The 26,585-nt window shown below is 38.7% G+C and carries 30 protein-coding genes and 3 other annotated features; of the genes, 8 read left to right on the forward strand and 22 right to left on the reverse strand.

Annotation, left to right across the window (positions count from 1 at the left end):
• Positions 1-137: 137 nt before the first annotated feature.
• From K8L98_RS15625 to K8L98_RS15660, 8 genes are all read right to left on the reverse strand, one after another.
• Positions 138-1,127 (reverse strand): ornithine cyclodeaminase family protein, encoded by a 990-nt coding sequence (locus K8L98_RS15625; protein ID WP_223435983.1) that lies wholly within the window; start codon positions 1,125-1,127, stop codon positions 138-140.
• 34 nt (positions 1,128-1,161) lie between these two features.
• Positions 1,162-2,475, reverse strand: a complete 1,314-nt coding sequence (locus K8L98_RS15630; RefSeq protein WP_223435985.1) for an MFS transporter — start codon at positions 2,473-2,475, stop codon at positions 1,162-1,164.
• 34 nt (positions 2,476-2,509) lie between these two features.
• The gene (locus K8L98_RS15635; protein WP_223435987.1) at positions 2,510-3,190 is read right to left on the reverse strand and encodes a FadR/GntR family transcriptional regulator; all 681 of its coding nucleotides are present in this window, start codon (positions 3,188-3,190) and stop codon (positions 2,510-2,512) included.
• A gap of 625 nt (positions 3,191-3,815) precedes the next feature.
• Positions 3,816-5,009 carry an ABC transporter permease gene (locus K8L98_RS15640; protein WP_223435989.1) on the reverse strand — a complete coding sequence of 398 codons (1,194 nt, stop codon included), beginning with the start codon at positions 5,007-5,009 and terminating at the stop codon, positions 3,816-3,818.
• 124 nt (positions 5,010-5,133) lie between these two features.
• Positions 5,134-5,292, reverse strand: coding sequence for a hypothetical protein (locus tag K8L98_RS15645; RefSeq protein ID WP_223435991.1), 159 nt, complete (start codon positions 5,290-5,292; stop codon positions 5,134-5,136).
• Positions 5,293-5,397: 105 nt separating this feature from the next.
• Positions 5,398-5,568, reverse strand: coding sequence for an NUDIX hydrolase (locus K8L98_RS15650; RefSeq protein ID WP_223435993.1), 171 nt, complete (start codon positions 5,566-5,568; stop codon positions 5,398-5,400).
• Between the two features lie 2 nt (positions 5,569-5,570).
• Positions 5,571-6,053: a GNAT family N-acetyltransferase gene (locus K8L98_RS15655; RefSeq protein WP_223435995.1), complete on the reverse strand. Its 483-nt coding sequence runs from the start codon at positions 6,051-6,053 to the stop codon at positions 5,571-5,573.
• An 83-nt stretch (positions 6,054-6,136) separates the two neighbouring features.
• The gene (locus K8L98_RS15660; protein ID WP_223435997.1) at positions 6,137-7,360 is read right to left on the reverse strand and encodes an MFS transporter; all 1,224 of its coding nucleotides are present in this window, start codon (positions 7,358-7,360) and stop codon (positions 6,137-6,139) included.
• Positions 7,361-7,723: 363 nt separating this feature from the next.
• On the opposite strand from K8L98_RS15660, the gene K8L98_RS15665 reads away from it, so the two are divergent.
• Together K8L98_RS15665 and K8L98_RS15670 are read left to right on the forward strand one after the other, a co-directional pair.
• Complete coding sequence (locus tag K8L98_RS15665; protein WP_223435999.1) at positions 7,724-8,494, forward strand: hypothetical protein; 771 nt, start codon at positions 7,724-7,726, stop codon at positions 8,492-8,494.
• A gap of 513 nt (positions 8,495-9,007) precedes the next feature.
• Positions 9,008-9,484: a divergent PAP2 family protein gene (locus tag K8L98_RS15670; protein ID WP_223436001.1), complete on the forward strand. Its 477-nt coding sequence runs from the start codon at positions 9,008-9,010 to the stop codon at positions 9,482-9,484.
• A 293-nt stretch (positions 9,485-9,777) separates the two neighbouring features.
• Here K8L98_RS15670 and K8L98_RS15675 read toward each other — a convergent pair whose 3' ends face one another.
• The gene (locus tag K8L98_RS15675) at positions 9,778-10,404 is read right to left on the reverse strand and encodes a superoxide dismutase family protein (RefSeq protein WP_223436002.1); all 627 of its coding nucleotides are present in this window, start codon (positions 10,402-10,404) and stop codon (positions 9,778-9,780) included.
• A 131-nt stretch (positions 10,405-10,535) separates the two neighbouring features.
• Positions 10,536-12,401, reverse strand: coding sequence for a threonine--tRNA ligase (gene thrS, locus K8L98_RS15680; RefSeq protein ID WP_223436004.1), 1,866 nt, complete (start codon positions 12,399-12,401; stop codon positions 10,536-10,538).
• 45 nt (positions 12,402-12,446) lie between these two features.
• Positions 12,447-12,658, reverse strand: a binding site (T-box leader).
• Between the two features lie 31 nt (positions 12,659-12,689).
• Positions 12,690-12,902 (reverse strand) — a binding site (T-box leader).
• A 31-nt stretch (positions 12,903-12,933) separates the two neighbouring features.
• Positions 12,934-13,143, reverse strand: a binding site (T-box leader).
• A gap of 198 nt (positions 13,144-13,341) precedes the next feature.
• Here thrS and K8L98_RS15685 point away from each other — a divergent pair.
• Positions 13,342-14,340, forward strand: coding sequence for an HD domain-containing protein (locus K8L98_RS15685; protein ID WP_223436006.1), 999 nt, complete (start codon positions 13,342-13,344; stop codon positions 14,338-14,340).
• A gap of 156 nt (positions 14,341-14,496) precedes the next feature.
• On the opposite strand, the gene K8L98_RS15690 is transcribed toward K8L98_RS15685, so the two are convergent.
• The 4 genes from K8L98_RS15690 to K8L98_RS15705 form a co-directional block, all read right to left on the reverse strand.
• Complete coding sequence (locus K8L98_RS15690) at positions 14,497-15,117, reverse strand: hypothetical protein (RefSeq protein ID WP_223436008.1); 621 nt, start codon at positions 15,115-15,117, stop codon at positions 14,497-14,499.
• Between the two features lie 82 nt (positions 15,118-15,199).
• Positions 15,200-16,009, reverse strand: coding sequence for an alpha/beta fold hydrolase (locus K8L98_RS15695; RefSeq protein WP_223436011.1), 810 nt, complete (start codon positions 16,007-16,009; stop codon positions 15,200-15,202).
• A gap of 50 nt (positions 16,010-16,059) precedes the next feature.
• Positions 16,060-16,746, reverse strand: a complete 687-nt coding sequence (locus K8L98_RS15700) for a hypothetical protein (RefSeq protein WP_223436013.1) — start codon at positions 16,744-16,746, stop codon at positions 16,060-16,062.
• Between the two features lie 27 nt (positions 16,747-16,773).
• Complete coding sequence (locus tag K8L98_RS15705) at positions 16,774-17,571, reverse strand: toll/interleukin-1 receptor domain-containing protein (RefSeq protein ID WP_223436015.1); 798 nt, start codon at positions 17,569-17,571, stop codon at positions 16,774-16,776.
• A 300-nt stretch (positions 17,572-17,871) separates the two neighbouring features.
• Here K8L98_RS15705 and K8L98_RS15710 point away from each other — a divergent pair, with 300 nt between their 5' ends.
• Positions 17,872-18,033: a hypothetical protein gene (locus tag K8L98_RS15710; protein WP_223436018.1), complete on the forward strand. Its 162-nt coding sequence runs from the start codon at positions 17,872-17,874 to the stop codon at positions 18,031-18,033.
• 355 nt (positions 18,034-18,388) lie between these two features.
• On the opposite strand, the gene K8L98_RS26590 is transcribed toward K8L98_RS15710, so the two are convergent.
• The 6 genes from K8L98_RS26590 to msrB all read right to left on the reverse strand — a co-directional run bounded on the left by K8L98_RS26590 (position 18,389) and on the right by msrB (position 22,088).
• On the reverse strand, positions 18,389-18,523 hold the full coding sequence (locus K8L98_RS26590; RefSeq protein WP_275976712.1) for a hypothetical protein: 135 nt from the start codon (positions 18,521-18,523) through the stop codon (positions 18,389-18,391).
• 188 nt (positions 18,524-18,711) lie between these two features.
• Complete coding sequence (locus tag K8L98_RS15715; RefSeq protein WP_070877768.1) at positions 18,712-18,912, reverse strand: cold-shock protein; 201 nt, start codon at positions 18,910-18,912, stop codon at positions 18,712-18,714.
• Positions 18,913-19,230: 318 nt separating this feature from the next.
• Positions 19,231-19,362 carry a YjcZ family sporulation protein gene (locus tag K8L98_RS15720; RefSeq protein ID WP_083328294.1) on the reverse strand — a complete coding sequence of 44 codons (132 nt, stop codon included), beginning with the start codon at positions 19,360-19,362 and terminating at the stop codon, positions 19,231-19,233.
• 108 nt (positions 19,363-19,470) lie between these two features.
• Positions 19,471-20,241 carry a GNAT family N-acetyltransferase gene (locus tag K8L98_RS15725; protein WP_223436021.1) on the reverse strand — a complete coding sequence of 257 codons (771 nt, stop codon included), beginning with the start codon at positions 20,239-20,241 and terminating at the stop codon, positions 19,471-19,473.
• A 4-nt stretch (positions 20,242-20,245) separates the two neighbouring features.
• A complete protein-coding gene (locus tag K8L98_RS15730) occupies positions 20,246-20,632 on the reverse strand; it encodes a VOC family protein (protein ID WP_223436023.1) in 387 nt (128 codons plus the stop codon).
• A 508-nt stretch (positions 20,633-21,140) separates the two neighbouring features.
• Positions 21,141-22,088 (reverse strand): peptide-methionine (R)-S-oxide reductase MsrB, encoded by a 948-nt coding sequence (msrB, locus tag K8L98_RS15735; RefSeq protein ID WP_223436025.1) that lies wholly within the window; start codon positions 22,086-22,088, stop codon positions 21,141-21,143.
• A gap of 181 nt (positions 22,089-22,269) precedes the next feature.
• On the opposite strand from msrB, the gene K8L98_RS15740 reads away from it, so the two are divergent.
• Together K8L98_RS15740 and K8L98_RS15745 are read left to right on the forward strand one after the other, a co-directional pair.
• Positions 22,270-22,695: a MarR family winged helix-turn-helix transcriptional regulator gene (locus K8L98_RS15740; protein ID WP_223436027.1), complete on the forward strand. Its 426-nt coding sequence runs from the start codon at positions 22,270-22,272 to the stop codon at positions 22,693-22,695.
• A gap of 78 nt (positions 22,696-22,773) precedes the next feature.
• On the forward strand, positions 22,774-23,022 hold the full coding sequence (locus tag K8L98_RS15745) for a DNA alkylation repair protein (protein WP_223436028.1): 249 nt from the start codon (positions 22,774-22,776) through the stop codon (positions 23,020-23,022).
• Positions 23,023-24,225: 1,203 nt separating this feature from the next.
• Here the strand turns inward: K8L98_RS15745 and K8L98_RS15750 are convergent.
• Positions 24,226-25,026 carry an alpha/beta fold hydrolase gene (locus K8L98_RS15750; RefSeq protein ID WP_223436029.1) on the reverse strand — a complete coding sequence of 267 codons (801 nt, stop codon included), beginning with the start codon at positions 25,024-25,026 and terminating at the stop codon, positions 24,226-24,228.
• Positions 25,027-25,176: 150 nt separating this feature from the next.
• On the opposite strand from K8L98_RS15750, the gene K8L98_RS15755 reads away from it, so the two are divergent.
• Positions 25,177-25,938, forward strand: a complete 762-nt coding sequence (locus K8L98_RS15755; RefSeq protein ID WP_223436031.1) for a DUF4397 domain-containing protein — start codon at positions 25,177-25,179, stop codon at positions 25,936-25,938.
• A 168-nt stretch (positions 25,939-26,106) separates the two neighbouring features.
• Positions 26,107-26,337: a hypothetical protein gene (locus K8L98_RS15760; protein WP_223436033.1), complete on the forward strand. Its 231-nt coding sequence runs from the start codon at positions 26,107-26,109 to the stop codon at positions 26,335-26,337.
• A 48-nt stretch (positions 26,338-26,385) separates the two neighbouring features.
• Here the strand turns inward: K8L98_RS15760 and ypmT are convergent, their stop codons facing one another.
• Positions 26,386-26,583: a protein YpmT gene (gene ypmT / locus K8L98_RS15765; RefSeq protein WP_223436036.1), complete on the reverse strand. Its 198-nt coding sequence runs from the start codon at positions 26,581-26,583 to the stop codon at positions 26,386-26,388.
• Between the last annotated feature and the right edge of the window lie 2 nt (positions 26,584-26,585).

Consider the following 26,585-nt stretch of genomic DNA (forward strand, 5'->3'; position numbering starts at 1 on the left):
TTTTAGGTAATACTTTAAGTATAATTAATAATCACGACATTTTTTGTCATAGATTATATAGATTTCTTCACTTTTCTTTTTACAAACCGCAGGAAAAGCTCCAGTTATCAAACTGGAGCTCCTGTTTCTGCTTATTATTAAAGGGAAAAGCTTTCACCCACACTAGCTTCAATCGCTTTTTTAAAAACTTGAACAGCAACCATCGTATCTAGATAGCCAATCCCAACGGACTTATAAAATGTAATCTCGTCATCGTTCATTCGAGCTTCTTTTTCTCCACAAATGATTTCCCCAATTTCACCGTAAATAGATTGAGGGCTCCAAGATCCCTCTTTCATTGGAACTAGAAAATCTCCAGTTTCATGAAGCGCTCCTTCAATGGTATCAACAACGATTTTGCCGCTTTTTTTCAGCGTGTGAACGTCGACTTCCTGCATATGCGGCTGATACGAGCCAATCGCGTTAATATGAGTTCCTGGCTTTAGCAGGTTCCCATTAAACAGCGGGGTAGTAGATTTGGTGCTGCAAATGATGATATCAGCTTTCTCAACAGCCTTGTTTGCATCACTATTAAAAACAATGTTTCCATTCCAATTGGGATAAAGTGCACGAAGTTTTTCACCTAATTGTTCTGCTTTTTCTATCGTGCGGTTATAAAGGATGATCTCGTCCAGATTTCTGACAGCCATAATAGCTTGAATTTGTCCCAGCGATTGAGCACCGCAGCCCAGAACAGCACAAATCCTGGATTTTTCGCGTGCTAAATATTTTGTGGCAACTCCGCTTGATGCTCCGGTCCTGAGTATGGTCAAGTAACTGGCATCCATCATCGCTACGTGTTCTCCTGTAATCGCATCTGTTAATAAAATAATGCTTTGGAGCACTTTTTTCCCTTGTTTAGCATTATTAGGAAAAATGCTTACAATCTTAACGGCAGTGTAGTCCTCTGATTCAATGTACGAAGGCATATATAGCGTTTCTGCTGACATCTTCTTATGAGGGATAGACATCCTGATTGGAGCAATTGTTTTACCTTCCCGTCCATAACGGAATGCTTTTTCTACATCATCTATACAATCTGCCATGGAGTACAACTCTGTGATCTTCTGTTCATTTAATAACAGCATTTTTTCACTCCTTGGTCTATTAGGTCGTAATTTTTTACATGGCCTTGCTTTGGGGTTTCCCATCCGTATCGATTGGTCTAGTTTCACGAGTAAAAGAAACCGCAATTAATGAGATGATTGCCGCAGCGATGATATACAAAGCAACGGGAACAAATGAATTATTATATGCACTCAGCAATGCCGTTGCAATAAGTGGAGCTGTACCGCCGGCAATTGCAGCCCCCAGCTGATACCCAACTGTTACACCTGTATAGCGGACACTTGTTGAAAAAATTTCTGAAAACATCGTTCCCAATACTGCAGTAATAGGTGCCCAAATAATACCTAGTCCAATGATTGTTGCCACTGTTAACCATAGGACAGAATCTAATGATAGTAAGTAAAAGTACGGAAAGGCGAATAGGATCATGGCTACGGTTCCACCTATATACAGCGGCTTACGGCCAACCTTATCTGATAATTTACCCATAAACGGAATCATGATTGTTGTGACCAGAGTTGCGATTGTAACGGCATTCAATGTAGAACTTCTTTCAAACCCAAGAGTGCCGGTAGCATATGAAATAATAAATGTTCCAAAAATATAGAATGGTGCTGTTTCAACTACTTTGGCCCCTACTGCAATAAGAACTTCTTTCCAATGATATTTGAACGTGTCAATAAGAGGCACTTTAGAAATATTGCCTGATTCTTTTGCTTCCTTGAATGCTGGAGTTTCGTCTATGCCGCCTCGAATCCATAATCCTATAAATACTAACAGTGCGCTTAAAATAAACGGCACCCGCCACCCCCAGGCTTCAAACTGTGCATTAGGCAATAGAGTCATGAAAGATATCGATAATGTTCCAAGCAGCAAGCCGATCGTGACACCCATTTGTGGAATACTGCCGAAAAATCCCCGGTTTTTAGGAGGTGCATACTCTGTCGCTAATAATAGTGCTCCCCCCCACTCACCGCCAATACCAAGACCTTGAATTAAGCGCAAAGCGATTAAGAGAATCGGAGCCCATATGCCGATCGCTTCATATGTAGGCAGCAAGCCAATTAATACAGTGGCTCCTCCCATTAATGATAGTGTCATGACAAGCGTCTTTTTCCGGCCAATTTTATCCCCAATGTGACTGAAAATTACTCCGCCTAACGGTCGAATGAAAAAGGGAAGAGCGAAGGATGTGTACGCAAGCATTAATCCGACAACCGGATCGCCTGATGGAAAATATAACTTGCTGAAAATAAGTGCAGCAATTGTTCCGTATAAAAAATAATCATACCACTCAATAGAACTTCCTATTAAACTGGCTATCAAGGCTTTTGTTGCTATTTTTTTATCCCCTTTGTTTTGAGCCATTTTTGACACCTCTCCGTTTTATATTTTATCCCCTTTAAAATAATTCTTTTACTCTTGATTCTACGACATCTATCATTTGGTTTAATGCTAATCTGGCAAGTTCTGGCTGTTTATTTTTTACGTAAAAATAGATGTCTTCATGAAAGTGATAGGTTTCTTCAAAAATGGAATTAGAATTTTCATTTTTTCTCCAAAATTCATTAAACGATTCGTATACAGTGGCAATCATCTTAAATAAGACAGGATTGTGTGAAGCTTCATAAAGAGTTTGGTGAAAATCTAAATCTGCCTGAACAGAATCTTCGCTTAAAATTTTTACACTTTCATAAATTTTAAGATTCGCTTCCATTCTGACCAGCTGTTCCTCTGTTGCTCTGCTCGCAGCAAGTTCTATTGCTTGCCCTTCAAGCCCCCTTCTTACTTCACATAACTGAAGCAAAAAGGTCAGCTCACTTTCAATAAATATACGGGTTTGAAGCTGATGAGCATTTGCATCCTTTACAAGGATCCCTTTTCCATTCACAATTTCAACGAAATGTTGAGCCTCAAGTTGTCGAAGTGCCTCTCTAATGCTCGTCCGGCTGACGCCAAACTTCACTGCGAGATCGGCCATGGAGGGCAGTTTATCGCCCTTTTGAAATTTATTGCTTCGAATCAGCCTTTTAATTTCTTCTGCTGCTAATTCATGTACCAATTGTTTTTTAACTAGAGGCATCTTCCTCCTCCCCTTCATATGCTATCTACCTATCATATAGGTCATTATATAATGAGTTATTTAAATTTTGCAAATTTTATTTTTATTAATATTTTAGATTAACTATACAAAAATAGCGTAAGCCAAATAAAATCAATCAGAATAAAAAGAAATGACCCCAGTGCAATAACGGAGTCATTTATTAACTGCTTAAGTTTTTATGACGAGACAGCTGCTTCGCCAATTCGATTTCAAGAACGGCATCTCAGCAGCCTAAATCTAAAATGTGCTTTCCGCTTACCTCTCCTTAAAAAATCCCCTTCAGCGTAAGCAGCCGAACCTTTGTATTTCATGTTAAGTTTTCTCCGTTCTGTGTCAGCAGTTCCAGCAGGTTTTCAGGAACTAATCGCAGGTTTCCATCCTGAAACTCACTTAAAGATTTCCAATAAAGCTTTAAAATTGTGCCATTATCTTCTATTCCTTCAAATGATTCCAGCTCATAATAGGATGGGTCAGTAAATTCGGCATGACAGACCTGAACGATTTCATGCCCCTGACTGCCGTTATAAATAAATATATGCTCAATTCTCGCTAATAACAGGTGGTTAACCCTGTTAACCTAGTTAACCAAAGTATCTTTACCACGCTATTCTTTTAAGGCACTTCCTGAGACATTGACTCTCTTTGATACAAAGAAATATACGAATACATAAACAAATAAACTTCCAATTACAAGATTTAATAAGTTAGCAGTAGAAGTATGCCTGAACATTGCGAAATATAGAATAAAAAATTGTGCATATAGTATGACCAAGACAAACTTTAAGAAAGAATCTTTTATCTGAGATTTTGAAATAGGATAAAGTAATACACTTTGTTTCATTTCATTTTGTAAAGGAATTACTTGAAATCCAGTCATAAATAAAATGAGGAGATTAAAGATCCAACCACTTGCTGGCATAGCATAATTAACAAATATGCCAATTACAGTTAGTCTTAAATAAAGATAAAAGTAATCATTATATCTTACAAACAAGTGTGAGTATAAATATACGAATGTACTACTTTGACTATATGGGATACACCTTTTCAGAATCATAGTAAGTAAACGTCTTTTCCGAAAAGAACGTTTAAGATTAGGGACATCCATGAAAATATTAATAAATTTAAAGTTACTTAATAATGCACTTTCTTCTTCAACTATTAGCCACTGCCAATTCAGATTTCTTTTTTTTCCTATAAAATAAATTAAATAGACGAAATTTATACTCATTAAAACAAGCTCAAAAATCCAGTCATTATTAAACAAAAAGTAACACATTAAATATATTGAAAAAAACCTATTTAGCCTATGTAACACAAATTGTACATGGTTCTTTAACCATTGTTCAGTCCACTTCATTAAAATGTTATAAGCAGCAATCCCCACTATAAAAAAAAGAAAGAGAAGATTTATATTAGTTGTGTGCAAAAATAGGGATAAAAAAACAGTTATGAAACTTACCAATTTAATAACATCAATAACAAAACTATATATAAGTGATTTAATAAAATACGGCTTTAATCCCCATTCTAATGGCAACAAAAAGATTTTATCTGCCCTTTTAACAAAAGTACGGACTTTTGTCTGTTTTAAAATGAAGGTTATAAATAGTGATAAGATTACTTCAACAGATATTTGAGAGGGTATCCACTGAAGAAATAAATTAAAATAATAAATAAAGATACTACTAATGATCAGAAAAAAATAAACAACATTCGCACCAATTATTGAATAGTACCTGAACATTTTTCTATAAAATTCCTGAACCCTTAAACCCCATAATGTTTTTTTATCCATTAATACACCCATACTTTCATGAATCTTCTCAAAAACATACGGAAGATCACTTATTTTGCAATTGACGCTTCTCTATACCTCATTTTGAAAACAGTTTGTTCCACCATGGCTTTTTTGTTTCTTTTTATTCTTGTGCAGCAGCAATTTCCAATCGTCTTTCTTCCAATGATCGATTCAATTGTTGGGTTAAAATTCTATCTCTCTTTTCCACAACATCATTCATTTTGGCTTCAAATGCTTTGAACATAACTTCTCGTTCCTTTTCTATTGCCTGTTCGATCATGAATTGTAATTCTTCTTTAGATACCGCAATTTGAACGCCTTTTTGTTGGTGAACGTCATTGTTCCTATATAAGAAATATTGGAAATGACGGCTCCGATTTCCTCTTCAACTTCTCTTCCCGAGCGCAGCAGAACTGCTTCCTCCAAACTCTATACCTCCGCCGATCGGCCGGTAAAAAAAATCCCCCTTGCTTTCGTCAAAACCTTCAGCAACTAAAATCCGGCTGTTTTTTTGAAAAGGACAAATAACTAATGGGCGAATGATTCCCTTCATCATACTTACTCCTCCAAACTTAATCTTTTAACAAACAGAACACGATCCTTGTTTTCCCCGTCGTAATTTGCGGTTACATGTACACCATTTACGATCTTGTCTCCATTTTCAATTTCAAACCCCATCTTCTTGTGAAACTGGATAGAACCTGTATTTACGGGAGATGTGATACAGCGCACAGTCTGGCATCCATGCTGCATGACTAATTTGAAAAACTCATTGTAAAGCTGCTGTCCTGCCTTGTTTTTTCTAAAAAGCGGATGGACGCCGACAAAGTGGATATATGCTTCTCTTTGCTTTGTTTGAGACAGAAACCCAATTAAAAAGCCGATGATTTTTCCGTTCTTCTCCATGATTAAACTAGTATCTTGAAAATGATCAAAAAACAGCTTGGGAAGCATATATGTCATCTTTCTTCCTCCCCACCACTCATCTAGCAAAGGAGAAATGAGATAGAAATCTTTTGAGGATACATATCGGAGTTTCATATTTATCACCTTTCTTTCCTCGCGAAAAAGGCGCCTTTATAAAAGAATCGCCATCGTTTGATCAAAAAATCGAACTCATGATTTCAACCTGAAATTATATCAGTTGTTTCTTTGAAGAAATGTTTTTTAGAAGGGATTATCACAGTAATAAAAAGAATGGCAGCAAACAAAACACTAATGGCTGAAAAAATCTGGCATACAAGCTGAAGCGTGAACCATTCTGCTGTTAATCCAAGAATCAGCGTTAAAACTATTTGAATAATCCCCTGGATCATCTCCGCAACACTTCCGAAGCGTCCCATAATCTCAACTGGCACATTGTTTTGAAAAAAAGTCGCATACCCTGTGTTGGCAAAAGCCATGAAGAAACCTAAAAAGATAAATGAGAGTGTTGCCGTTAAAAAGCTGTATGAACTGTAAAAAAACAAATAACCGACTGATGTCAGCAACATTCCTGCCCCAATATAAAAGTTAAGCTTCAGTTTATTTGCCGCTAGTGCAGCAGCTCCCGCCCCTGCAAGTGAACCAAGACCCGTTAGACTCACGATGAGTCCGTAATCTTTGTCTGTGAGATTCAGATGCTGTTTTATGAATGTAGCCTCTTGAGAATCAAGGGCAAATCCGATGAGCATGGCTGTTTGAAATAATAGATAGACTGTTATAAAAAATACAGCACCCTTTCCAAATTGAATAACCGCGTTCCAATCAGCAATTAAAGTTTTAACTTTGATTGGATCTCTTGCCTGTTCAAGCTTTTCATCTACATTTGGAAGCAGAAAAATGAAAAATGCACATGCAATAAATGTGAACGCATTAATGAAAATGCACACATCTGTTCCAGCATACATGATCAGAAACCCCGCAATGGCGGGACCTGTTAAAAATGCTCCTGAACTTGTCATACTCATGATAGAGTTAAAACGTTTTCTCTTATCAGAAGGAATCAGTTTCGTTATGTATACAGAAGAGCTTGGTCCAAAAAAGGACCCAGCGATATTAATGAAAAAGACAATGAGATAAATTGCCCATAATGAGGATAAAAAAGGAATACTAAACACGAACACCCCTCTAATGATATCCACCGCAATCATTAATTTCCGCTTGTTCACTCGGTCTATCACACTTCCTGACCAAGTATTTGTTACAAGAACAGCAAGAGGCCGGATCATATAGAGACCGGCGACTGCAGCCGCAGACCCTGTCAGATTCAAAACAAAGAGATTAATCGCAATTAAATAAATCCAGCTGCCCAAATAGGATATGCCGATCCCGGAAATAAGCAGAAAAGGATTTTTCCAATTCCCCATTTTATCACCTTGCTTAAAGTATTATTTCTATGTCAATGATACCATTTTGATCAGCCAAAAAGTCTATTAATTGTGAATATTAACCAAAATCTATTTGCAGAGAATATGTTCAATTCCTTCAGAGCAGTTTTTTCCAATTTTTGAAACTACCCTTTAAACTCCTCATAAAATTCACGAATAAAATTGCGGTCTCTAACCTGCAAGACCCATAGAACCCTATTGCCACTCCTCTTCAGATGTTCTGATCCTGGGCATCCATCCACCCCTCTATTTCTTTTTCTATTTTTATTTCAGCCACATGATGCCATTCGCTTTTTTTCCTTTAAGCCAGCCTGTACAATAGAAGGGAAAGGACGTGAGAGCATGGCAGTCATTTTGCCTCATATTGAAGATGCCAACTTAACGAATTATATTCCTCCGGCTGGAGAGTATGAATTTTTTGCTGATGAAGCCCATTACGAAGATAAAGTGAAAGAATGGGGCCTGAGAGCAAAAAAAGAGTACTGGTATAAAGACCGAACCCATCAGAGGCTTGTGACTATAAAAGGGTATCAAACATTTGGTGACACCTCCTCTAATCATACAATCATCATTGAATTTCAGGACGGCAATCTTTCTTGTATCCACCCTGCTTATTTAAAAGAAATGCAGTCCTCAAATTTCGGAAAAGAATTGAAACAGGAGCCTGAAGCTGAAAAAGCGGAACCTAAAGCTGAAGCTCCTGTCAAACCGGCGGAACCTGCAGTAGAGACAAAAGCTCCTGCCAAGCCTGCTAAGGAGAAAAAAGAAAAAACGGCCAAGCTTGTTCTGCCTGATGACAAAGTTCATTTTACAGGCAAAGTGAAGCAATTTGCCCTTAGCTGGAACCATTTTAATGAAGAAAATGATGAAGTGGTTGTAATTGAAGATTTGCGGATTGATGGAGATGAACCGATTGAAGTCGGACTTGCCTGGTGTTCACACAGCAAAACACTGAAAAAGTTTGAATTGTCTCCTGGAGACGACCTCGATTTTAACGGAAAAATCGTAAAGAAGAGTCTTCCTAAAGGGAAAGATGTCGAAGACGAAGCATTTCTCCTAGATGTATCAGTCCCTTATAAAATCAACAATCCCTCTAAAATTGTGAAAAAGTAGAAGCACACCGATTCCGGTGTGCTTTTTGATTTGGTTACAGCTTCTCAACCGATCTTCATCTTTTATCGACCGAATCTGATTCTGCAAAAGAAAAACCTTTTGCATCCAATGCTTCCTTAAGCTGCCTTATTACTTTCGGCCCCATGCCATGCAGCTGCTAGAGATCAATCTGTTCCAGTCCAGTATAAATATCCGGCACCTTCTAGCGACCGGCGTACAGGCTATGCTAATTTCAATGGCAGATTGCTGCCCTTGCATTGGTAACCTCCTTCATTTAAATCCTTGGATCAAAAATTGACCTTATTGATTATTTCTCAGCAAATCCTATTTTCCCTTCATGCCCTTTATACACTGCGTGTTTTAAAATTTTATTACAACCCTCAGCTTAAATAATTATCACGATTTAGAAAATAATAACGTTTAGAATAAGCCGCGAGGGGTATTTATGCTACATCAGTGTACTGGCAATACATACAGCGAACTTACTATTAATAATGAGGTGAAACCCAAACAATGAAGAAGCAAAAGAAGATGAACAGAGGGATCATTACAGCTATCAGTGCAATTGCAATCGCACAAGGCCTTAAAGTATTTACTTATAAAAGGCTGTCAGGAAAATGGGATATCAAACAGGTAATGACTACAGGCGGAATGCCAAGCTCGCATTCAGCAGGCGTTGCAGCACTTTCTTCTTACGTTGCCGCTAAAAATGGAACAACATCCATTGAAACAGCGATTGCGGTTATCTTTGGAATCATCGTGATGTATGATGCCCAGGGAATCAGACGCCACACAGGCGAAATTGCCAAGCTGATAAACGATATTGACGGCGAAATGGCTGTTATTTCGGAGCAGCTTCCTGGTCTAGGACATATTAAACGAACCGAAGAATTAAAAGAAGTTCTTGGCCATCAGCCTTTAGAGGTAGTAGGCGGAGCTGTTTTAGGGGTTTTGCTTGGACTGGCAAGCGCCAAGCTTGAAGATGCTTAATCAAGAAAAAGACACCATTGACAATGATATTGGTGTCTTTTTTTGCTGAAATAAATAGTTAGAACGCATTAGCATTATTTTAAAGTACAAAATCGATTTCAATAACATATATAATTTCTCTTCTTCTTTTAATAATGATGAAGACCGATTAAATAAGTCAGAATGACAGGAATTAGTTTTACACTCCAAACTTTTTTATTTTACTGTGATTTCTTCTGCATAAAAATTTCATAATAAAAAAAGAGAGCCGAATCTTAGTGATCGCTCTCATCAAAAATTCAATCAAGTTCTCTTTAGCTTTCGTCCACACTTTTTATAACACCGCAAGCCTGCCTGTCACCTGCATCACCTGTTTTCATCGTTTCTTCATCTGGACCAGGTTTTCCTTCTGATTGATACCGGTCAGGAATATTTGCAGCGTTATCCGGATTTGCATGAACAATAATGGCTTTTTCCTGCTCCATTAACTGATCCATAGTTACTCTGTCAAATGCTGCTGAAAATTCTGCTTTGCCGTCTTCATTTACAAATAAAGAAGGCATATCCCCGGCATGCTCAGAGTGGGTGCTTTCATCAGGATTAAAGTGACCTTCAGCTGTTGTAAATGGACCTCCTTCTGCATCAGGCTCGCAAACACCCTTTTCATGAATGTGGAAACCGTGATATCCAGGTTCGAGCCCTTCCATTTTTGCTTCAATAATCATTTGATTGTCATGCTCAGTGAACGCAACCGTGCCGACATTTTTATTTTCCGTATTCTTTACTTCAGCAATTGCGCCAGATTTCACCTCTTCATTAGCTGTTTTTGCAGCTTCTTCCATGTTTGTTTTTTCAGTATCCTCCATAGTCCCGTCTGAACATCCGATTGTCATCACCATTGCAAAAAATGGCAGCATCCATTTCAACCTTATTTTTGACATTCTCTCACTCCTCCTTACTATCTCTGTTCCACTTAAATGGGAAGGTAAACAATATCCGCCAAAGATGAGAGAATAGTCTGAAAAGAAGATGATCCTTTAGTTCTTCTTCCTTTTACCTGATATAAAACTCTTTACCCTAGCTCCCGCTTAGCTATTTTTTCTAAAAGCATGTTTTTAAACCGTGCAACGTCCATTGCTTCTGAGCTCTTCCCGCCATGTACTCTTACATTCACAACATTTTTTTCAATTTCCTGATCTCCAATTACAGCCATATAGGGAACTCTGCTTTTTTGTGCCTTGCGAATTTTATAATTCAGTTTTTCGCTGCTCCTGTCTATGCATACTCTAAGCCCGCATTGTTCCAGTTGATTTTTCAGCTTTTCGGCTGAGTCAAGATGAACTTCAGCCACCGGGACTATCGCAGCTTGAACAGGTGCAAGCCATAATGGGAAGCTGCCGGCAAAATGCTCCATCAAGATTCCAAGAAATCTGTCTAGAGAGCCTGATATTGCCCTGTGAATGACAACAGGCCTTTGCTTTTCATTTTTTTCATCGATGTAGCTTAGATTAAATTTCTCAGGCATTTGAAAATCGAGCTGCACTGTTGCACACTGATGGCTTCTTTTCATTGCATCTTTTATATGAAAATCGATTTTCGGACCGTAAAAGGCTCCATCACCTGCATTTAATTGATAAGGAAGGCTTAAATCTTCAAGCACTTGTTTCAGTGATTGTTCGGCCTTCTCCCAAAGCTTATCAGAACCCATTGAGTTCAGGGGCCTAGTAGATAGTTCAACAGAATAATCAAAGCCGAAAGTACGATACACCTTGTCTATCTGTAGAAGCACACTTTTAATCTCATCTACAATCTGATCTGGCCGGACAAACAAGTGGGCATCATCCTGACAGAAAGTGCGGACTCGGAGCAGCCCATTCAGCGCTCCGCTGTATTCGTGCCGGTGAACCTGCCCGAATTCTGCAAGTCTGACGGGAAGGTCCCGATATGAATATAGCTGGTTTTTAAAAATCATCATGTGCCCCGGACAATTCATAGGCTTTAAAGCAAACTTCGCTTCATCCACATCCGAAAAATACATATTTTCATGATAATGATCCCAGTGCCCTGACTGCCTCCACAGCTTTTCATTCATCATTAATGGAGTCTGCACCTCACGATAGCCTGCTTCCCCTTGAACCTCTCGAAGAAAATTCTGCAGCTCATTTCTCATTAATTGGCCGTTTGGCAAAAAGAATGGCATACCAGGAGCCTCTTCTGAAAACATGAACAGCTCCATTTCTTTTCCAATCTTGCGGTGATCCCGCTTTTTTAGTTCCTCAAGCTCTTTTAAATGGAGTGCTAATTCTTTTTTACTTGAAAAGGCAATTCCTGAAATCCTCTGCATGACGATATTTTCTTTATCTCCCTTCCAGTAGGAACCGGAAACAGCATTTAACTTAAATGCTTTAATAAATTTTAATGAAGGCAAATGCGGCCCGCTGCATAAATCAATAAATTCTCCATGCTTACTAATGGGAATTAGGTTACGTTCCCTTTGTTCATGGATAAGCTCAAGTTTCAGTGCCTCACCTTGTTTAGAAAGAACAGCTTCGGCTTTTTCATATGGCAGTTTCAGCTGTTCAAGTTCCTGCTGTTCGTTCATTATTTTCAGCATTTCCTGTTCGATCATCGGCAGTTCTTCTTCCCTGATGCTGTGAGGCAGCTGAAACTCATAGTAAAACCCGCTGTCCTCATAAGAGCTGCTTCCCAAAATCGCCCCTTTATACAATCTCTTTACCGCCTGGGCAAGAACATATGAACAAGTATGATTCAAGAAAATATGACGTTCATCAGATTCACTTGTAATAAGCTCAACTTCTGAGATATCATCCACAATGTCATGTAGACTTAAGACCTTTCCATTTACCTTCCCTCCTATTACTTTCTTATTTTCTTGATGGGAATTGGCCAAATCCTTCAACAAAATTTTATTCTCCATGTTTAAACACTCCTTTTATAATATAAAAAACGCACTCATCCCTAAAATAGGGACGAGTGCGTTTACCCGTGGTTCCACCCAGCTTTCCATTCTAAAAAAAGAATGGCTCCAGCGCCATAACGCAGCGTCTGCGGCACGGCATTTCCTCCGTGCAGTTCCAAGGCGGTAAGTTCATTTTTCCGCATTAGGAAGTTCTCAGCTTTCCTTCCCTCTCTGTAAACCGGCAAAATGACTCATGTCCTTATCTGTACTTCTTTTATGAAATTAAAAAAACGCACTCATCCCTAAAATAGGGACGAGTGCGTTTACCCGTGGTTCCACCCAGCTTTCCATTCTAAAAAAAGAATGGCTCCAGTGCTTTAACGCAGCGTCTGCGGCACGGTATTTCCTCCATGCAGTTCCAAGGCGGTAAGTTCATTTTTCCTGCATTAGGAAGTTCTCAGCTTTCCTTCCCTCTCTGTAAACCGGCAAAATGACTCATGTCCTTATCTGTACTTCTTTTATGAAATTAAAAAAACGCACTCATCCCTAAAATAGGGACGAGTGCGTTTACCCGTGGTTCCACCCAGCTTTCCATTCTAAAAAAGAATGGCTCCAGTGCTTTAACGCAGCAACTGCGGCACGGCATTTCCTCCGTGCAGTATCAAGGCGGTAAGTTCATTTTCTGCGTTAGGAAGCTCTCAGCAATCCTTCCCTCTCTGAAAACCGTTTAAATGACTCATGTCCTTTTCATCACTTTTCAAATAATTATTTTTGAGTTTACAATACATTCCATTATAATTCAACTATTATTTTACAATATTCATCGGATTTTTTTGTGTTCCTATTTTGGCGGGAAATCTTTGCGGAAAAATTCAAATGTCTCTCTTCTTTAAAAAACTCTTTCGGAATGAAGCAGCCCTCTATGATAATCTATTAGAGAAGCAAAGGAGCTGAGACGATGATTATTACTGACAGAATCTATGGAGAGTTTAAAGTAGACGGCATTCTGGAAGAAATAATAAGAAGTAAACCGCTGCAAAGGTTAAAAGGCATTCATCAGGGCGGTGCAAGCTATCTGGTAAATCCAAATTGGAACGTGACCCGATACGAACATTCCATTGGTGTCATGCTATTAATAAAAAAACTTGGCGGTTCTTTAAAAGAACAAATTGCCGGGCTGCTTCACGATATTTCCCACACTGCTTTTTCACATGTTATTGATTTTGTCATTGAAAATGATGAAGAAGATTACCACGAAAAAATAGTTAAAACTGTTATTGAGGGATCTGACATACCAAATATTCTCAATAAATATGGCTATGATTATAAAGAAATCGTCCTCGATGATTCAGTATGGACCATTCTTGAACAGCCAGCTCCTAACTTATGTGCAGACCGTGTAGATTATACGCTTCGCGACATGAGCGCATATGGTCAAATCACTCCACTTGAGGTTAGGCTGTTTCTTGAGAATTTATCTGTAAAAGACGGAAAAATGATTCTTCATAACATTGAAGCAGCAGAATGGTTTACAGAAACCTATTACAAAGAAGTCATTGATTTTTTTATGCATCCATTAAATATCTATGGCTATGATCTTTTAGTAAAAGCATTAAAGGCCTCCTTAATGAAACAGGTCATAAACCTTGACGATCTGCTTCGAACAGACGATGAGGTAATGGATATTCTTCGCTCTTCTGAGGATCAAGAAATCCTGTCTATCATTAGAAAAATTCACCCAGGGGTGATTGTTAAAGAAGATCCCTGCTCCTGGGATTTACATCGCAAAACAAAAATAAGGATTATTGATCCAGAAGTGCTGCATGAAGGCATCCTTTCAAATTCATCCGTCCTATCACAAAATGTCAGAGCAACAGGAAAAAAAATCTTAAAAAAAGCAGCAGAAGGATCGTTTGTTAGAATTGTATCAGATGAAAAAAAGGTAATAATCAGATAGTTAAAAGTCAATTTCCAATAGCTAGGTCTAAAAGAAATGAGATCATTAAATAGATTTCAGATAGTTGGAACATGATTTCAGCGAGTTTGATAGCTGCCACAAATGCTTTTCAGCATTAAAATGAAACAAAAAAACACCAATCCTATGATTGATGCACTAAGATGCAAAAAAAGTTTCGTTATTCTTATAAATCAAGTATCTCTGCAAGCCCCTTGTTTGTTCATAAGCATTTTCCGCATGTTTTTTAGCAGAAGTTTTGTTTCCTTGTTTATGAGAAACTTCTGAAAGAATGCTTTCTTTCATCCAGCCTTTAGGCAGCTGCTCTGCCAGTCTTTTCGCACCTTCATATTGTCTGGATTTAACTGCGATTAAGGCCTCATAATAGGTTCGGTAAACAGGCGGTTTGATAGAAACGGCATGTTTTTTAGCTTCGGATACATCGTTTCGATAGAGTGCAAATGTTGTATTCATTAGTGCCTGCCGGTGAGAGTTTTTGTATTTGGCATTAAATTTAGCCAGTGCCGCTTCTGCCTCATCGTCCAAGTTATTGGCAATAGCATAATAAAAATGATACATCGGGTTTTTCTGATGCTTCAGGATGAATTTTTCAGATTTATGAACATCCTTTGAAAACAGAATCGGACTGATTTGGACATACATATACCAGCTCATCGAGATGATCAGCAGCAATGCAATCACATAGAATGGAGCCTGTATAAATCCGAGCAGAAAACATAACAAAAAAACAACTGAATAAAATAGTACGTGCTGTTTCAAAAATGGTGCCCCCTCTTTATGTACTCTAACCTTATGATACTTATTAAAGAGGAAGGAATCAATGTGCAAAATGATGCAGCTCCTATTCTAAAAACCTTACAAGCTCTCGATTGAATTTCTCAAGCTCATCATAAAACAGACCGTGTCCGCTGTACTTAAAGGGAATAATCTCTGAATCTTTTATCCCCTCATTCATAAGCTTCGCAAAAATAAACGGGCATATCTGGTCTTTCATTCCGTGGAAAATAGCGGCGGGTACGTTTATCTTTCCTAAATCCAAACGAAGATCCTCATCCCGGAGTGATACAGCAGTCAGAGCTGTGCCATGGCCTGAACCTTCAAGACCAAGATCCTGGAACCAGTTTTTAAAGCTGTCAGTAAGATACTTTGAAAAAAAGATTTGACCAAAACCAGATAGCATTTCCGGACGGTCCTTATAGGTTTGGTCTATCAATTTGTTTACCTCTGTTTTGGACATGCCATAAGGATAATCTGGCCGCTTTGTGAAAGAAGGTGCTGCTGCTCCAAAAAGGACAAGTTTAGCTACTTGGTGTCCTGCATGACGGGCCATATAGCGAATCGCAATCGCCCCGCCCATTGAAAAGCCGGCTAATGTAATTTCTTTAAGCTTCAGGGAGTCTATCACTGCCAGAACATCATCTGCGAGTCTGTCATAGGAATAGCCGGTCCACGGCCTGTCTGACTTCCCAAAACCCCGAATGTCCATTGCAATGCACCTGAATCCAAGACGCGGCAGCTGGTTCACCTGATACTCAAACATTTTATGATTAACGGGCCAGCCATGAATAAAAAAGATGACACGGCCATCTTTTGGGCCAATGTCCTCTACAAATAAATTGACATCTTCCTCTGCTCTTATATAATACCCCACGTTTCACTCCCCCTATAAAACCTTTTCTCATCTAAAAAAAGAGATGTTTATTATGAGAAAAAGCCTTTTTGCTTATTTTTTTTCAGTGCAATATGGCTTGGATAATTCTGTTCTGTCATCGAAATCCAATCAGACACTTCTTTCAGCATGCCCTGTACTTCCTCACGGGTTAAGCCTTCCTCAGCTGCCCTGTACCAAATATCCTCCATAATCGAGCTTAAATTTCGTGGATAAGAAACATAATCATGACGGAGAACATAGCTTAGTATTGGTTCAGCATCCCGTCCGCCCTGTTCACTTTGAGACATGTGCTTGATTAGCCAGCCTTCCTCGTTGCGAAGCAAAGTATACCTGTCATGATGTCCCCATTTCCGAGTGAAAACATCCAGATAAAAAGTTTCGCCAAGGGTTTGATCAACCGGCTCATCATTTGCATGTGTATCATCCAAATAATTCAAGAGCTCTTCAACTGGGCGAATATGATGATAGAATTCCGGGTGCTCAGGCTTCAATCCCCTCAGACGGAGAGTTTCACGCTGAAGCTTCGGTTTTGGATCGAGCGTCATATGCAATTTGTGTGCTGCTTTCCCCATTTCTCCATACACTTTTTCAATCTTTTCGTAAGATTGTTTTTGCCGTTCTTCTCTAGTTAAATTAAGAAAATGCACAATGACATCCAGTTTCTCTTCTATTAGCTTTCTTATTTTTTTCTGCTCAGGACTTAGTTCAACTTTCATCGCCATACCTCCAATCAAATCAAGACCTTACCAGACATCCCTGCTGAATTTTAAATCTATTTTTTCATTTTGATGCAAATAAGGTTCATATTTTGAATCTCCGATTTTTACTGATAGAAAAACAATTTTATTTTCCAGGCTGTACAACTTAATATCTGCCGGGTTGAGCGTATAGTTAAAAGAAGCCCCATTTTCATCTTCTACCTCTATTTTCAATACATCCAGCTGAATATCATGCTCCTCAGGGTTCTTCAGACGCAGCCTAATCTGAAGGCAAAGACTGTCTTTAGGATCGATCCGGATTCCCTCTAAACTGCAGGTGATCAATTTACTGTCTCTTTTTTCATCATCTGCAAGCTGATTCACGTTGCGAATCGCCTGCTCACATATTTTCACCAAAAATGTACCGGGAGGCTTATCAAGCTTAAAAACTTCTCTCGCATTCTCAAGAAATTCATACAGCCGGTCCAAGTCATTCAGCTTGAACGAAACCTGATTTGGATTTATGGCTCCTTTCATTTCCTTATAATCAAAAGCCGGCGTTAATATAGCCGTGTATTTTTTATTCAAAATCCAGCAGGCGCCCATTTCGTTCAAGCATGCAGGACTTCTATAATAATGTTCAGACAGCACATAAATGATCCATGAATTACCGCTTAGTTTTTTGTGAAGATATTCATATATATCCTCGTCATTTGGTATGTGATAGCCTGGATACGAACTGCATACAATATTCGGGACTTTGAGCATCGTCAGCAAATTAACCAATTCCCGCACGTATACTTCATCACGGTGAGCATGACTGATAAATATAGTATCGATCAAGAGCAGGGTCTCCTTCCCTAATATTAATCCTTCTACGGTTTTGTGCAGTCACTTGAAATATATTCACTCTAGTAGAGAGATATGAATGATTGAAGGAGAATCCTCAGGTGAAAATAGCCTTCTTCGAGAAGAACGCTAGGGGATTTAATAGATTCCAACTAAAACCGACTATTGGTTGGTCTTTTAGATCATATATGACATCGTTCTACAATTTCCTTCTCAAGGAAATCTTTCAAAAAGCCTCATCGTATTAACCTTCCGAGGTAAAACCATGTTCCAATACCGCCAGCAGCAGACCGTATGACTAAACTAACGAGCATTCACCCAGTCACACGCATCAGTTTTGATCCGAAGTTCATACTTGAAAGTCAGCAAAATGAGATCCAGCCAGAAGCTGGTCTATCATTTTCAGTCCTGCCAGGCAGGCTCGGTTCCAGATTTATTAGCCCGTATAGACGCTAAGAATTATTTTTTTCAAGGGATGCATGCAGCTCCTTCTTCCACCTCATTCATTCCGGTATGCTATTTTATCTTTCTCCTTTGCAGCCGGCTTATCACATGCCGCAGCGTTCACATATTATCTTTTTGACGAATAAAGGATTGAGGTAAATAGACAATCAAATTTCAGTCTTGTTTTAAAGGTTAGGCATAAGGATTGGGGAATAAAGTAAAAAAGTACGCTGCTTATTTGCTGCGCACTTTTTTACTTTATCTCAAGTTATCCTTCATCAATTCAGTTATTTGTATGGCATTTTCTGTATTCAAATTTTAAGATGAGAGTTTGGAATATACCTATTTCCCCCTCTCTAATCACTTTTTAAATGAACATCTGTCTCCTGTTTTGATCTGTGCATTCAGCCAAACTTACGGATTTTACAGTTTTTTTTACAGACGTTTCTCCAACTCTTTCAGCCGGAATTTTGTATGTAAAGTCTTTGTTCGTTTCTTTCATCTGAAATCCTTCTTTTTAACCTGAAGTCTACAGCATTTTCATCCTTCGCTTAGGTAACGCCTGAATCTGACTAAATAGAAAAAACTTATTTTTTCAGCTCAGCATTTATTCAAACCAGGATCAAATACAACAAAAAGCAAACAAAAAAACAGCCCTGAAATAAGGGCTGCCCGGACGTTTTATATGGATTATGCTTTGCGAACGTTAGTTGCTTGAAGTCCACGTTGACCTTGCTCAGTTTCAAATGTAACTGATTGGCCTTCTTCTAATGTTTTGTAGCCTTCTCCTTGAATAGCTGAGAAATGAACGAATACGTCTTCTCCACCTTCAACTTCGATGAATCCAAAACCTTTTTCTGAGTTAAACCATTTTACTTTACCTTGTTCCATGTTATGTTGCCTCCTAGTGTGTAAACACACAATGTATTACTATTCTTGTTCATGTTCAGTTCAATCAAGACGTATGCTTTTTGAAACTTGTACTGCGAACAAAAATAATTCTCCTTCATCATAACAGTTCGACAAGTGAATAGCAATTTTATTTCAAATTTTTCCTATTGAAACACAAAATGGGGAATTAATCCCTATATTTATTCACTTCATTTTATAATTTTGCACTTCTATTATACCAATGCGAGATCAGCATTTCATCCTGCACCTTTTTTCCATAAAGAAAAAAGCCTCTTATGAGAGGCTTTCCGTTTTCAACTAGCAAATATAAGCTGAACCAACAATAATTAACAAAATAAACAAGACAACAATCAAGACAAAGCTGCTTCCATACCCGCCGCATTGAACAGGGTAAGAAGGATAAGAGCATCCGCAGTCATAACCGTACATAAACAAACACCTCTTCATTTTTGATTTTCTTTACAGTGTTACTTTATGAGATAGGTGGTTGTCCCGTATGTGCATTCGCCTATTTCCTGAAAAAAGAAAAAATAACCTTTAAAGCAAATTTTTAAAAATATTCTCCTGTTCTAACACTTTTACGAATCCAAGCTTTTCATAAAAAGCTCTGGATGCTGCTTCATTGACCGTTATAAGGTAAGCACATGCTGCTCCGAGTCGCTTGGACTCATTTAAAAGACATTTCATAAAAGATGAGCCATATCCCCTGCGCTGATATTCATCCAATATCGCTACCTCTTCAATTTTCACAATGTTTGTGACAGGGGAAATGTAAAGCTCCGCGCTGCCAACCGGCACTCCATTTTCATAACAAACGTAAAGACGTATTTCTTTTGAAAGATAAAAAGGTTTTTTCCGCTTCATTTTATTTTTTGCGAATGAAGCGCTAATATGTCTGGCATCATAAAGCTCCATGGCATGACATGCATCATGTAGGGCATCACCTTCACCTAGCTTTGTTATGACTTTGGTGCAGGTATCCAGATGTTTTAAATCATGATAATAATACAAGTCAAGATCACAAAAGTAGTCTTCAGATGTTAAATAGGACAGCATTTTTTTATCTACTCTTGCATTAAGAGGAAGCTTTACGTGGATGAAACTGCGATTTAATGCCTGCCTGGATGACGAGAGCACTTCTCTTAATAGGATGGGGTGATAAGGAGTCGTCATTTTAGCAAAATGATGACTGTACATTCCTTTTAGCGCATCATCCTTGAATGCTTTATAAAGCGCTGTTTCTTTCACGCGGCAAAATAAATGCAGATACTCTTCTTCCGCTGTATCCAGCTCTTTGGAAAAATTCATCATCCTAACCATTCATCGGTTCGAAATACTCAATCCACTCACCATCTGGTCCTTTAAAAAAGAGATATTTCGCTCCGTTTGGCAAAGCAGTGATTTCGTCATAAATAAATTCGGCACCAAGGCCGCGCAGTCTTTCCTCTTCGGATTCGATATTGCTTACCTTAAAAGCAACATGATGCACTTTTCCTTCTGCAGGAAGAGTTGAATTGTACCCTTCTATCAATTCGACGATTATGGAATTATTTATACCTAAAAAAGCAAGTTTCATATTCCCGTCAGTATGTAAAAATCGATCCATCAGTTCTAACCCTGCGACAGATTGATAAAACTCAATTGATTTCTCTATATCCGCTACTTGTATTCCAACATGTTCAAACCCTTTAATTGTCATAGCGAGATCCTCTCCTCTTGCATTTGTTTATAAGATTATATCAAATTCCTAAGATTCTATCAGAAAAGGTTGATATTTCAGATAAAAATTCTTTTAGTACATCCAGTACATCAAATATGCATACATTTTGTACAACTATTGTTTATCCATTGATGGCAGCAATGGTTTTCCTTTTGGATTTGGGTACAGGAGTTTATGCAACTGAGAATAATACAATGATCAGAAATGCACACCCTTCTCCAGATGCCCGGCAATCGATGTTGTCCTGGACGGAAAAACTTTTGCTGAAAAACAGATATGGCAGGAAGGTATTTTCAGGGATAACTATTTGAACAGCTGGCTCTATTTCAGTTTTATTTTCGAAAATGGGACATATATTATCCCAATGCTCACTTTTATTATCGATTTTCCGCAATTTATTATCGAAGACATTAGAATGATTTTCAGATAATAAATTGCGCCTCCAAAAAAAAGGACAGCCTGAAGGCTGTCCTCTTGCTTTTCTGTTCTATTGAAAAAGCACCAAATATTTTCCGTATCCCTCTTTTTCAAGTTCTTCTTTAGGAACAAATCGGAGTGCTGCTGAGTTAATGCAGTATCTGAGACCGTTTGGACCTGGTCCGTCGTTAAATACATGACCGAGATGTGAATCCGCAGATTTACTTCTAACTTCCGTTCGGATCATGAAATGAGAAAGATCTTTTTTCTCTACAACTTCATGTTCTGTAATTGGCTGGGTGAAGCTTGGCCAGCCGCAGCCTGCATCGTATTTATCTGTTGAACTGAAAAGCGGTTTACCTGAAACGATATCCACGTAAATACCGTCTTGTTCTAGATCGTAATACTCATTTTGAAATGGACGCTCCGTGCCATTGTTTTGAGTGACTTCATACTGAATAGGCGTTAGTTTTTCTTTCAGATTGCTTTTGTCCCAATGGTTTTTTATATATGCATCGCGGCCTGTGGCTTTGCGGTACTGATTATATCTTACAGGACTTTTTTGATAGTATTGCTGGTGGTAGTCTTCTGCCTCGTAAAACGGTTTGGCCGGCAAAATCTCTGTAACAATCGGCTTTTTAAAGCGTCTGCTTTCTTCAAGCTGCTTCTTTGATTCTTCCGCAAGCTGCTGCTGCTTTTCATTATGGAAGAAGATAGCTGTGCGGTAAGAATCTCCTCGGTCAAAAAATTGACCTCCTGCATCCGTAGGATCAATTTGCTGCCAGTATAGTTCAAGCAATCTCTCGTACGGAAAAATATCAGGATTGAATGCAATTTGCACGGCCTCATAATGACCGGTTGTCTCGCTGCAGACTTCTTCATATGTTGGATTTTCTTTATGTCCGCCAGTATAGCCTGAAGTTACGCTGATAATGCCAGGCAGTTCATCAAACGGCTGAACCATGCACCAGAAGCAGCCACCAGCAAATGTGGCAAGCTCTGTTTTTTTCTCAGTCATCTTATTTCCTCCTTTTCGAGTGAATCTATGTTCCAATTATATCATTTCCAGTTTTAAATCCCAGAATTCTGCTCTCTTCCTCCGTTCTTCTTGACAATCTATGTTTGTTTCATTACATTTAATGAATATTTATGTAGATGAACGATGCCGTTCTCTATTGTTCTGCCCGGGAGGTCTGGAAGTGGAAAATCGTGAACAAATGATGTATGAAATGGAATCCTTAATGAGGAATATCGTTCGGCAGCTCAGAAATGAAATTAACCATGTGCTCAGCAACGTATTGTCGCGAAACGAATTTATTGTTCTGAAGAGCTTAAAAGATAACGGACCGTTAAATTCAAGCGTATTGGCTAAAGAGCTGGATGTTTCGGCAAGCCATATTACAACCGTAACGGATTCTCTGATTGCCAAAGAGCTGATTACAAGAAAAAGGTCTCCAAACGATCGCCGCATCACCGTGATTGAACTCACTGAAAATGGACATCTTGTATTAGCAGAATTTGAAAATAAGAAAACCGAATTTTTTTCAAAGCGCTTTGAATGCTATACAGATGAAGAGCTTTTCCAGCTGATTCAGCTTTTCGGAAAACTCGACCGCACCAAATAGAGTTCAGTAATCTCAGGCAAATACATAATCTTCACTTGTTATGGAAAAAATACCCCTATAACAAGAGGAGGTTTCAATATGACTGCACCTTATCTGTGTCCGAACTGCAAAACGAATCGAACAAGGTTTAACTTAATTGAACAGACACCAAAGTCCGTTAAGCTTGATCCTCAAACCGGAAGCGTTGTTCAGGAATTTTCTCAAGAAGCACTCGATCCTTTCCATATTGCCTATAAAGGCCCGCATTACAAAGTTCAATGCGGCGTGTGCGGATTGATTGAGGATGAACTTACGTTTGTGAAGCTTGCCCAATTGAATCAAAATTAAAACGCTTAGATTCATTTGGATGGAGAAAATCCATTTAATTAAACATTAGAAAACGCTTAGTGATTCTTTCTAGGCGTTTTTTTGTGTTATTATTTTTTTCTTTAGAAAAAATAATAACACCTGCAATCATAGAGGCAGATTGAGTCTTCAAACTGGACAACTCCTGGGTTTTGGGGACTCATACAGCGCGTTTGAGTATTCTTGTTGAATTAATTCGGAGTTTTGAGAACTCATAGTGCACGATTGAGTACTCTAACTGAGGTAATTCGGGATTTTGAGAACTCATACAGCGCGATTGAGTACCCTAACTGGACTATTTCGGGATTTTGAGAACTCATACAGCGCGATTGAGTACTCTAACTAGACTACACTCGAGTTTTTGAAAACTCATAGAGCGCGATTGAGTACTCTAACTGGACTAATTCCGGATTTTGAGAACTTATAGATCGCGATTGAGTACTCTTACTGAACTAATTCGGGATTTTGAGAACTCATAGAGTGCGATTGAGTACTCTAACTGGATTACTCCCGGATGTTGAGAACTCATAGAGCATGGTTGAGTACTCTAACTGAACTACATCGGAATTTTGAGAACTCATAGTGCGCGATTGAGTACTCTAACTTAAACTAATTCGGGATTTTGAGAACTCATACAGCGCGATTGAGTACTCTAACTGGACTAATTCGGGATTTTGAGAACTCATTCAGCGCGTTTGAGTACTCTAACTGGCCTACACTCGAGTTTTTGAAAACTCATAGAGCGCGATTGAGTACCCTAACTGGACTAATTCGGGATTTTGAGAACTCATAGAGCGCGGTTGAGTACTATAACTGAACTACATCGTGATTTTGAGAACTCATAGTGCTCCGTTGTGTACTCTAACTAAACTAATTCCCGATTTTAAGAACTCATACATCGCGATTGAGTACTCTAACTGGACTACACTTGAGTTTTTGAGAACTCATACAGCGCGGTTGAGTCCTCAATCAGGCGTTCTCCCGGGTTTTAGGACTCATACAAAGCAGATGATTCTTAAAAACTGGATTACTAAATGGTTTTGATACTCATAAAGTCCAGCAATTACCCAAATCTGTCTTACGGCTAATCCATTAAACAGTCCAACCCCATTTGAGCATCAAGTCATTAAAACAACAATAAAAAATGGTTACTAAATTAAACATCAATTCAGTAACCATTTCCATCTATATTTTGCCGTTTTTTTCAAGGAATTCAAAGATGATTTCCGTTAATTTTTCAGGCTCCTCAAGCATTCCCATATGCCCGCTGTGTTCAAGCAGGCGTTCAGTTATATGATTTCCCTTATGTAAAAACGTTTTTTCTGCAGGAATGATTTGATCTTCTCTGCCTGCTATTAACAGAATGGGCAGTTCTTCTTTTTTCAGCACCTCCTGAAGATCAGCACGGTTTTTCATAGCCTCTAATGCACCTATAGCCCCGTACTGAGAGGTTTTAAAACCGATTTGTTTTGCTGACTCCACTTCACCCTTTAATCTTTCCAAATTTCCTGGAGCAAAAAGCTTTGGAATTAAGTCTTCAACAAATCCTTCTATTCCCTCTTCCTTAATCCGTTTCATTCCCTTTTCACGATTAGCTTTTCCGCCTTCATCATCAGGAAGTGCTGTTGAATGCAGAAGTGAAAATGAGTGAAGCATATCTGAGAACCGGTTTGCAAATGCAAGTGTAACATATCCTCCCAGAGAGTGGCCGATCATGGTTACTTTGTCAATTTCGAGAACTTGAATCAATTTAGCAATATCGTCCGCCATTTGTTCAATCCTGTAATCACCCTTAGCTGTGCTTGAATGGCCATGCCCTCTTAAGTCAACAGCAATAACGCGATGCTTTTTTGACAGTTCTGGAATGATTTTATTAAAGTATTCGCGGCTGCCGCAAAACCCGTGCAGCAGAATAATACAATGTCCGGCTCCATCGTCTGAGTAAGACAGTGTGACTTCTCCAACGTTTTGATCATAATGCTCCATTTTAAATTCCTCCAGATTTAGACCTCAAGAGTAAGCTACCCTCCTTGCTGCCAACTGAAACATGGTTTAGTGGAATAAAAAAAAAATAGTGACAAACACCTATCTCCCCTCATATGTTAATGACGAATGAATAGATGGGAGTGCGCTTATATGAATGAGAAAAATAAATATTCCGAAAAAGCTATAATGTATGACATGCTTGCCCAATTTTACAAGTACAGCGATCCTCAGAAGCATGTCATGTATTATCAAAAACATTTAAATGAGATGCAAAAATGGATTTATAGCATGCAATATCAGGCTGCACGTTTTCCGCAGGCTCAATTGGAGCCCGGAATGTCAAGAGTAAGAGTGATTCATGCATCGCCAGACGCCCCGGCTGTAGATATTTACATTAACGGGAAACTGACTCTGCAAAATGTAAAATACAAAGAAATCAGTGACTATCTCCAATTTCCTGCAGGACAGTACAGGGTAGATCTTTATGCTGCCGGAACAACCAACCGTCCTGTTCTGACAGATATGTATATGCTGCTGCCGGGAATTACTTACACGATTGCGGCAGCAGGAAATCTATCCGCACTCAGGCTGATTCCATTTGTTGATAGAACGTTCGTGCCGGCAGGCGAAGCAAGTGTTAAGTTTGTCCACTTATCTCCTGATGCTCCTGCAGTTGACATTGCCGTTAAAAATGGTGACATCCTCTTTAAAAATGTTCCATTTCTCGAGGCTACCAAAAACATTAAAGTGGCTCCAGGAAGAGTAGATTTGGAAATTCGCATCGCCGAAACGGATAATGTCGTCCTGACTGTCCCTAAAGTTCAATTTAAGGCAGATACAGCCTATACGATTTTTGCTGTTGGCTTTGCAAATGGCACACCACAGCTAGAAGTAATCGTAACTATTGGATAAAAAAACAAATTTTAACAAATTGTAAAATTAATAAGCGAATGTAAAAAGCATGTTCAGTTTTCGTAAAAATGACATTTTCCCTCCAAAAATCGATTATGATGAGTTTGACCAGCAGACATGCAGGTTAAAAAATCTCATTCAGATAGGTTACAAGGGAGGAAAAAGAAAATGAAGAAAGATATGCTATTAAAAGTTGGGGCTTCTTTATTGGCGATCTCATTAATGACTGCTTGTAACGACACAGAAACGGACGCACCTGAAGAAGACAGCACGGAAGAAACAGAAGGTACAGAAGAAGAAACTACTACTGAAGAGGGCACTGAAGAAGAAACTACTGAAGAAGCTCCTGAAGAAGGAACTGAAGAAGCTCCTGAAGAAGAAACTGAAGAAGGCAAATAATAGTCAGATAGACAAAAAGGAGGCATACCGCCTCCTCTTTGTAATGGATTAATTGTTTTTCTGTCTTTTCTTTTCATCTTTTAAATGAAGAGAATAAACCGCTGCACTCAGGAAAATTGCACAATATGAGACATTCATAAACACCTCATCTGTTTTTTCCTCTACATAGGCAAAATAAGCAATTCCTCCAAAATACATGGAAATGAATAAGCCCGCCACACTAAATAACATAAATATATCTTTCATTC

Origin of the sequence: Metabacillus dongyingensis, from assembly GCF_019933155.2 — a bacterium.
Taxonomy (GTDB): Bacteria; Bacillota; Bacilli; order Bacillales; family Bacillaceae; genus Bacillus_P; species Bacillus_P dongyingensis.